Source organism: Nodosilinea sp. LEGE 07298 (genome assembly GCF_015207265.1).
GTDB lineage: Bacteria > Cyanobacteriota > Cyanobacteriia > Phormidesmidales > Phormidesmidaceae > Nodosilinea.
Map to the genome: position 1 here is coordinate 1 of NZ_JADEXE010000297.1, position 7,990 is coordinate 7,990.

At 57.8% G+C, this 7,990-nt stretch carries 8 protein-coding genes; 3 read left to right on the forward strand and 5 right to left on the reverse strand.

The features are described from left to right. Positions 1-362: 362 nt before the first annotated feature. On the forward strand, positions 363-1,142 hold the full coding sequence (locus tag IQ273_RS27175) for a TIR domain-containing protein (protein ID WP_194026260.1): 780 nt from the start codon (positions 363-365) through the stop codon (positions 1,140-1,142). Between the two features lie 4 nt (positions 1,143-1,146). Here IQ273_RS27175 and IQ273_RS27180 read toward each other — a convergent pair whose 3' ends face one another. Then, positions 1,147-1,929: an ABC transporter permease gene (locus tag IQ273_RS27180; RefSeq protein WP_194026261.1), complete on the reverse strand. Its 783-nt coding sequence runs from the start codon at positions 1,927-1,929 to the stop codon at positions 1,147-1,149. Further along, entirely contained in the window at positions 1,929-2,717 is a 789-nt protein-coding gene (locus tag IQ273_RS27185; RefSeq protein ID WP_194026262.1) for an ABC-2 family transporter protein, read from the reverse strand. Before IQ273_RS27185 ends, IQ273_RS27180 begins: the two co-directional genes overlap by 1 nt. Before the next feature lie 514 nt (positions 2,718-3,231). Between IQ273_RS27185 and IQ273_RS34555 the strand changes: the two genes are divergently transcribed. Then, entirely contained in the window at positions 3,232-3,360 is a 129-nt protein-coding gene (locus tag IQ273_RS34555) for a hypothetical protein (RefSeq protein WP_255534699.1), read from the forward strand. Between the two features lie 478 nt (positions 3,361-3,838). Here IQ273_RS34555 and IQ273_RS27190 read toward each other — a convergent pair whose 3' ends face one another. Next, positions 3,839-4,513, reverse strand: coding sequence for a response regulator transcription factor (locus tag IQ273_RS27190; protein WP_194026263.1), 675 nt, complete (start codon positions 4,511-4,513; stop codon positions 3,839-3,841). 13 nt (positions 4,514-4,526) lie between these two features. Next, the gene (locus tag IQ273_RS27195; RefSeq protein WP_194026264.1) at positions 4,527-5,996 is read right to left on the reverse strand and encodes a cell wall metabolism sensor histidine kinase WalK; all 1,470 of its coding nucleotides are present in this window, start codon (positions 5,994-5,996) and stop codon (positions 4,527-4,529) included. Between the two features lie 517 nt (positions 5,997-6,513). Between IQ273_RS27195 and IQ273_RS27200 the strand changes: the two genes are divergently transcribed. Further along, positions 6,514-7,209 (forward strand): TVP38/TMEM64 family protein, encoded by a 696-nt coding sequence (locus IQ273_RS27200; RefSeq protein WP_278000598.1) that lies wholly within the window; start codon positions 6,514-6,516, stop codon positions 7,207-7,209. A gap of 48 nt (positions 7,210-7,257) precedes the next feature. Here IQ273_RS27200 and IQ273_RS27205 read toward each other — a convergent pair. After that, a partial coding sequence (locus IQ273_RS27205) for a M48 family metallopeptidase (protein WP_194026265.1) occupies positions 7,258-7,990 on the reverse strand: 733 nt, incomplete at its 5' end.

The following is a 7,990-nucleotide window of genomic DNA, read 5'->3' on the forward strand; positions in this document are numbered from 1 at the left end:
TCAACAAATTGCTCGAATAGCGCGTTTATCATGGGACGCTAACTCATTGACTCTAAGCGGCCAGGGGTAACGTCTTTAGCTTATCCAATTGACCGCACTAGTACGAATGATCACCTTAACAGGGGTAGGGGTAGACGGTAGCGATCTGGCTCGGCTGGCTAGAGCGATCACAAACTGTTGATGGGGGCGTAGACCGGCTCAACCGTAGCGATCGCTACCCTGGTGAAAGCTGACGCTAGGATAGTTGCCCCCGTCTCCAAAAATGGGTATTCTCATGCCCAAGGCTTAGAAGCAAACGCTGAGGCAGAAAGGCTAATGGGCCTGACCATCCTTTGGTCGCACGGCAAGCATGGGTGCAAGTTTTGAACAACTTAACCGCTGATGATGCCCACCAGCACTCCACCCACCTGACGGCTCGGGTATTTTTGGCCTATGCGGCCGCAGACAGGCCTAGCACAGGGGGGGATAAGTCAGACCACGCTACGATCGCGGTTTCCCCGGTTGCCGCTACTCCGGTTGCCGCTACCATCAACGCCCTGCGTCAGCTGCTGACTGAGGCCCAGATCGAGTATTGGGAATGTCATCGGCCCTGGCCCACCATCGTTGACCCTGAGTCGGCGGTCGCGCGCGCGACCGAAGCCTGCGATAACTACCTGCTGGTGCTGACGCCTCGGGCTCTAGCCGATGCGATTTGCCTGCAGGGGCTGCTATTTGCCCTCAGTATGAACAAGCGCATTGTGCCGGTACTAGCCGAAACAGTATCAGCGAATTGCCTGCCAGAGCCGCTGCAAACCTTAGAGAACATTGACTTGCGTACCCCCCTAACCTGCCCCTTACTACAGAGCGTCGAGGGCCGCCAACTGGTGAAAAGGCTGCACCACGAGGCTAACTATCACCAAACCCACACCCAGCTTTTGGTCAAAGCGTTGCAGTGGGAGCGGCAGCTGCGCGATCCGGCGCTGCTATTGCGGGGGGAAGAACTGGCGGAGTCTCAGCGCTGGCTAGCTGGAGCAACCCGGCGATCGCACCATCAGCCGCTTCAGCTGCAAGCGCTATATGTGGCCGAAAGCGCCCGACAGTGGGGCGATCGAGGCGACACCGTCATGCAGGATGCGGGCTGGCTGAAGCGCTGGTTCGAGTAGGTTTCTAGCTCGATGCGCTCGTGTAGAACCGCAGAGCAAAGCGCCAAAAGCGGTTTGCCACCAGCAGCAGCACCACCGCCAGCAGGGCCGAGGCTAGCAGCCATCCGCGCCCGCCCTGGCCCAGCATGGTTTGGGCGGGCACCGTGGTCAAAAACGCCACCGGCACTACAAAGGTAAAAAACACCCGATAGGCTACCGGATAAGCCGCGATCGGAAATCGCCCGGCCTCCAGCAGCCCCCGCAGCACCTCGGTAACGTTATAGATTTTGACAAACCAAATACTGGTGGCCCCCAGCATAAACCACAGGCTGTAGAGGGTAATGGCCCCTAGGGCAAGGGGCACGATCGCCAGCCCGTAGTCGGCCCAGCCCAAGCCCAGACGGCTGCCCCCGTAGCCGATCATCACCAGGCCAAACACCACATCGGGCAGCCCCCAGGGCGAAATGATCCGGGTCGAGAGCCAAAACTGCGAGCTAATCGGCTTTATCAGCACAAAGTCGAGGGTGCCCTGCTGCACCTGGTTGACGATTTTGTTCAGGTTAGGAATCAGCACCATCGCCGAGAACCCTTGCAGCACGGTGAACAGGCCCAGCACCAGCAGCGCGGCCTCCCAGCTCCAGCCCTCAAACTCGTAGCCGGTGCGGTAGAACAAAAATAGGCCAAACAGGCTGCCCGCCAGACCGCCCAGGCTGATCAGCGCCGTGACCAAAAAATTGAGGCGATACTCTAGCTCGGCGGCGATCGCAGTGCTCCAAAACAGCCTCAGCACCTTCCAGTAGCGTTTCATTAAGCCCCCATACCCGAGTATTGCTTTAGCCCCTGCCGCCACAGCCAGCGGTTGAGCGCCCAAAACAGCGCCGACCACAGAATCATCGCCGCAAACCCCCGCACCACATTCTCAGGCCGGTTAATCAGTAAGCTGGCCGGAAAATAAATCAGGTAGGGGAAGGGCGTCCACAACACCACCTCGCGCACCGCATCGGGGAACAGCGCCAGCGGGGCCACCATACCCGACAGAAAAGTGTAGAGCAAAAACCAAAACTGCTCCAGGGCGCTGGCCCGCTCCGTCCAAAAGGCGGCCAGCGCAAAGGTGTACTGCATTAAAAACCGCAGGCAAAAGGCCAGCATAATTGCCAGCAGCCCCAGCAGCAGGTTGTCGAGCCGGGGCAGCCAGGCGGCATAGGGGTAGAGCAGCAAAAATAGCCCCACCAGCAAAAAGGCAAAGGGCAGCCGGGCAAACCGTTCGGATACATGGCTGAAAAAGTGTCGCCAGGCCGGATCTACGGGCTGCAATAGGTAGGGTGACAGCCTGCCCTCGACTACCTCGCGCTCAAACTCCCAGATCACCCAGACCACGGTGAACTGGCGCACTAAAAACACCGCCAGAAAGTAGCGCACCAAATCCGTGGGGCTGAGGTCGAACTGGTCGCCCTGGGCCGCTTCCACCCACAGCCCCATCAAAATCAGCGGAAACGTGCCCGAGAGCACCCAAAACACCAGCTCAGCCCGATATTCCACCATGTAGGCGTAGTACACCGACAGCATGACACGGGCCACTTTGAAAGCCTTTTGCACCGTACACCTCTTGGCATTCAACCTTTATCCTACAAGGCGCAACCCCGGCCTTTGAATGGCTGTTATAGCTGTAGCCAATCGGGTTAGGACGTCTGTCAGACGAGCGTTCAAACGTTTGAACGTTTTCAGGCTTGATTGATGTCCTAACCCAGGTGACTCTGGCTATACCGATCCAATAGCCTAGTAGACAGCGGCATAGGAGATCTCTGGGAAAGAAAATACCAGCTTCAATCCAGTGACTGTAGCCGCTGTAGGGTGGGCACCGCCCACCATTCGGGAAACTATTTTCCAGAAGTCGCCTAAGTGTGGCGACTATTGCCAATCGCGAGGGAGCTGGGGAGCCAAGCGAGCCGGAATAGTGGACTTATTTCAGCCTTCGAGGACTAGGAGCCTTAAAAGAATTTTTCCAAAGATTAATGTCATCACAGGCAAACCTTAACCCCAACCGACCCCAAGAAAGTTATGCTTAGGTTGTATTTAGTAACTTTAGATACAGAATTTTTTGAGGTTTTCCATGGCTTCTACTCAAGATCAGGCTCGTCGTCTTCTCGTGCGCAATCGGCAGCAGCAGCAAAATCGTCGGGCAAACATGCTAGAGCGCTCCAGCCGCGAAGTTCTCCCCCCTGATAACTATCAGGCCTAGTTCTACAGGCGGCTATGCGGTGCCGTGGCGACTCAGGCATCTGCGGGTTAATGGTGTCAAAAGTCAGGTTTCGACTGCACTCAGCCCTCGGGCACCGAGGGCTGAGTGCAGCGGTTTGCGCAGCGTTTCCCGCCGAGAGAAAGACTGATTGGCTCGTACATTGTTGTCTGGTCAATCCCTAAGCTTCAGCAGTAACTTGCCTACAGCTGAAGCCTTTTTAAGCTATTTTTGGGCTAAGCGAGTCTACCTTTGGGTAGCTGTGCTGGCCCACTATTTTATTTATCTTGCCATCAGGTTGGCTTAATCGGTCGTTAACCCTAGCGATCGCCCTAGCAACCATTATGAAAGTGAACCATCTATGCATTTTGTAATGCGGTTCGCACCTGACTCACATCCAAACGGCCCGGCGTTAGCTGGGCTTTTTTGTAGGTATAGCTTGGGCCAGGGTGCTCGATGACTATCTCGATGTCTATGCGGCCTAGTCGCGCAGTACGTAGCCGACGCCGCGCATGGTTTGAATTAGGCGGCTTTCGCCTTCGGCTTCGAGCTTGAGACGCAGGTAGCGCACGTAGACCTCAATGATGTTGGAGTCGCCCATGAAGTCGTAGCCCCAGACTTGCTCAAGAATGCGATCGCGGGTGAGTACCTGACGCGGATTGGTCATGAGATATTCCAGCAGGTCAAACTCTTTAGCGGTGAGTTCGATTGGTCGCGAGCCCCGGCGCACTTCACGGCTGCGGCGATCGAGGCTGAGATCGCCGAACACTAAAAGTTCGGCATCTTGCGGTTCGGTGCGGCGCAGGTGGGCGCGCACGCGGGCCAGCAGTTCTTCAATGCTAAAGGGCTTAACGACGTAGTCATCGGCCCCGGCATCTAGCCCTTCTACGCGATCGCTGACGTCGTCCTTGGCGGTAAGCAAAATCACTGGCGTGGCGGTGCCGGTTTGGCGCAGGCGACGGCACACCTCGACCCCAGTCAATCCCGGCATCATCCAGTCGAGAATAATTAGATCGGGAGTCTGGTCACGGGCAGCCATGAGCCCCGAGAGACCATCGTGGGCTACGCTCACCTCGTACCCTTCATAAGACAGCTCTAGCTGCACGAACTTGGCCAGCTTCTCTTCGTCTTCCACCAGTAAAATGCGAACGCCCATAGGTGTCTCCAGTTCAAATAGGTATACGAAGGGTAAACACGCTGCCACAGTTAGGCCGCGATTGAACAGTAACCTGGCCTGCCATCGCCTCAACGAGCGATCGCACCAGGGTCAGCCCCAGCCCGGTACCGCCGCTGGTACGGGAGCGGGCCTCATCCATACGGTAAAAGGGCTCAAAAATATCGCCTTGACAGAAAACCGGAATGCCCGATCCCTGATCTTGCACCTGAATCGTAGCCCAGCCCTCCTGGGTCGTGAGCGAAACCTGCACCGGCTGCTGCGGGTCGCCGTAGCGGAGGGCATTATCGATCAGCTCGACTAAGGCCGAGCAGAGTTTTTGACGGTCAGCCTGAGCGATGACTGGGGCACAGGCGGCAACCCTCACCCGCGCCTCGGGGCTGGGCTGGGTGGTGGTCGCGGCTGTGATTGCGATCGCTACCGCCTGGTGGATCACGTCCTGTAGGTCGGTGGGTTCTAGCGTGAGCACTCCCTGCCCATTATCCAGGCGGGCCAAATCCAAAATTTCGGTCAGCAGACGGGTGGTGCGGTTGGCTTCAGCAGCGGCAATTTCTAACCCCTCCCGCTGGGCGGCGGTGAGGTTGTGCCCCCGCCGCAGGGTGCTCTCCAGGTAGCCCTGCACCAGCGATAGCGGCGTGCGCAGCTCGTGGGAGATATCGTTGACCAGGCGCTTTTGCTGGCCCCAGGCTTTGGCCAGGCGGGCTAGCATCAGGTTGTAGCTGCGCACCAGCTCTTGCAGTTCGGTGGGGGCGGCCTCCAGATTGAGGGGCTGGTCGAGGGTGTCAGCGGTGACCTGGCTGGCCAGCTGGTTTAGCCGTCGAATTGGGCTGAGGGTGCGGCGAATGTAGAGGGCAAAAGCCACCGACAGCAGGCCAATCAGCAGCAGACTGGCCATTAGCAGCATCCGCACTAGCTGCTGAAGACCCTGGTATTCGGCGGTGATGTCGTCGGCAATGTACAGGGTAGCCGGAGGCAGTCCGGGCAGCTCTAGGCGGCTGGCGCACACCACCAGCCGCCAGCCCTGCACCGGCACGATTTTCACCCCTATGGGCACCGACGTACTCAGCAGGGCGTCGCTCACGCCCGAGGTCTGCCACGACCCCATAGTGAGGGTTTCTGACTGAGCCAGGCGATCGCCCGCTGGTGTCTCGACCCAAATCGCCAGGTCGCCCGTGGCTCGGTACTCAACCACACGGGTCAGGGCCTCCTGGGTCGTCATCATCTCGCTGTAGTAGCGCACATCTTCCTGCAGGCGATCGGCGATCAGGGTGGTGCCCTGTTGGCGGCTGTTGAGCATAATTTGCTGCATGCGCCAGCCCATCCAGGTGGCCAATGAGCCAATTCCCACCAGCGATGCCAGCACCACTCCAGCGGTGAGGCGGGTTTGTAGCGACCTTAAATCGATCGTGCGCCCGTGCAGCGGGTGACGAAAGGGAGTAATCGGTTGAAGCCAAACACGCGCCATAGAAAATGAGCCTACAGGGAAGGCCGAAAGCTGTGACAAAACGACCTAATCTTGACTCTAGCAGCCCATTCTGAGAACAGGCTGATACGTAACCTCAGCCATACTTACAAAATTCTCAGGGCCGTCTCAGGGGGCTGAGCTTGAATGGAGATATCAGCCCCAGGAAAAGGGGCATGGGCTTGATTCAATCAATCCGTTCATCGGTCATCTATCGTTTGGTGGCACTGAATTAAGGCTGGTGGGCAGTGCCCGCCCTAAGGGCATGAAAGCTTTCGGCGTTGGCCTTGCTGGGCCGGTCTTGGAGCATCGCGAAGCGCTTATTTCAGCGACATTTATCTATCGTCCTTTCATTCCATTTAAAGGTATGTTTATTAGACTTAAATCGCGTCCGGTGTCGGCCAAAACGCTGCGTTTTCTGGGGTGGCTCGGTGTGGCCACAGTGGCGTTTCCCCAGGTTCCGGCGGTAGCCCAAACGATCGCAGCGCCAATGACAATCGCACCCATGCTGATGCCCCCCATGCCGCTCATCCAAACAGTGATGACGGCCTCAGATTTATCGTTGATTGGTTCACTGCAGCAGCAGCTAGTGCAGGCCCTGGCCTGGATTGACAGCCTGGGGGCGATCGCGCCTCTGGCCTTTATCCTGCTCTACATTGTGATCACAGTAGCCTTTGTGCCTGCCTCGGTGGTGACGTTGGGGGCGGGGGTGGTATTTGGGGTCATTAAAGGGTCCGCTTTGGTCTTTGTTGGAGCCATGCTAGGGGCCACGGCGGCGTTTTTAGTGGGTCGCTACGTAGCTCGCGACTGGGTAGCCAGCAAAATTGCCCATAGTCCCCGTTTTCAGGCCCTTGACGATGCGATCGCAAAGGACGGGCGCAAAATTATCTTTTTGCTGCGGCTGTCGCCGGTCTTCCCCTTTAACCTGCTCAACTACTCGCTGGGGCTGAGCCAAATTTCGCTCAAAGACTACGTAGTTGGCTCGGTAGGCATACTGCCTGGCACCATCATGTACGTCTACCTGGGGTCTTTGGTGGGAAACCTGGCCACCCTGGGGGCAGGCGATGGTAGCCAATCGCCTGAGGCCGCTACAGTCCAGTGGATTATTCGCATTGTGGGTCTGGTGGCGACGGTGGCGGTCACCCTTTACGTTACCCGCATTGCCCGTCGGGCGTTGAGCGAAGCCCTTCCTGAGGAAGTGGCCACCTCTGAATAGTAGGGGCGCAGCCTGCTGCGCCCCTGTATAGTCCCTGAACGGATGGATTTACCTTTCCCTAGGGCCGTTAATCGGCGCGTCCGCTTCAATGCCCTGCTCTAGCTTGTACTCGGTCAGCAGGCGGCTCATCTTGTGGCGCATTTTGAGATGGGTCTCGACCCCTTCGTAGGCGTAGCGGTCAAAGCCGCCCTGGTCGATCAGCTGCTTTAGATAGCTGACGCGATCGCCCGGATTGGGGTGCGACGCAAACCAGCTAACCCCCCGGTTGCCGTACTCTTCTTCAAGGGTAATCATCAGATTGTGCAGGCCGTCGGCGGCATAGCGGTTGTTGGCCAGTAGCTTGGTGCCCAAGATGTCAGACTGACGCTCCATGTCGCGGGAGTAGCTTGACACAATCAGGCCAGCGGCAATATTCGCCACCTCAGGAATCGGGATAAACGAGGCCAGGCTGGAGGTGAGGTTGCCTTGGGTCACCATTTGAAAGCCGTGGGAGAGCACCGCATGGGAGATTTCGTGGCCTAAAAGCCCGGCCAGCTCAGCTTCGGAATGGCTTTTAGTGATCGCGCCAGCATTGATGAAGATCTTGCCGCCGGGCAGGGCAAAGGCGTTGAGGCTATCATCCATAATCACCTCAAAGCTGTAGTCAAACTCGTCGCGCCCCGCCAGTTCCGCCAGCCCCTGGCCCATATTGTTGACGTAGGCCCGAATTTCAGGGTCTTCCACCATCGGCAGCTGGCGCTTCACCTGCTCGGCCACCTGGTTGCCCAGGCCGCTTTCGCCC

Excerpts from the sequence above, each read along its gene's own strand:
- IQ273_RS27180 (WP_194026261.1), bottom strand. The coding sequence starts at position 1,929 with ATGAAACGCTACTGGAAGGTGCTGAGGCTGTTTTGGAGCACTGCGATC.
- IQ273_RS34555 (WP_255534699.1), top strand. The coding sequence starts at position 3,232 with ATGGCTTCTACTCAAGATCAGGCTCGTCGTCTTCTCGTGCGCAATCGG.
- IQ273_RS27190 (WP_194026263.1), bottom strand. The coding sequence starts at position 4,513 with ATGGGCGTTCGCATTTTACTGGTGGAAGACGAAGAGAAGCTGGCCAAG.
- IQ273_RS27195 (WP_194026264.1), bottom strand. The coding sequence starts at position 5,996 with ATGGCGCGTGTTTGGCTTCAACCGATTACTCCCTTTCGTCACCCGCTG.
- IQ273_RS27200 (WP_278000598.1), top strand. The coding sequence starts at position 6,514 with ATGCCGCTCATCCAAACAGTGATGACGGCCTCAGATTTATCGTTGATT.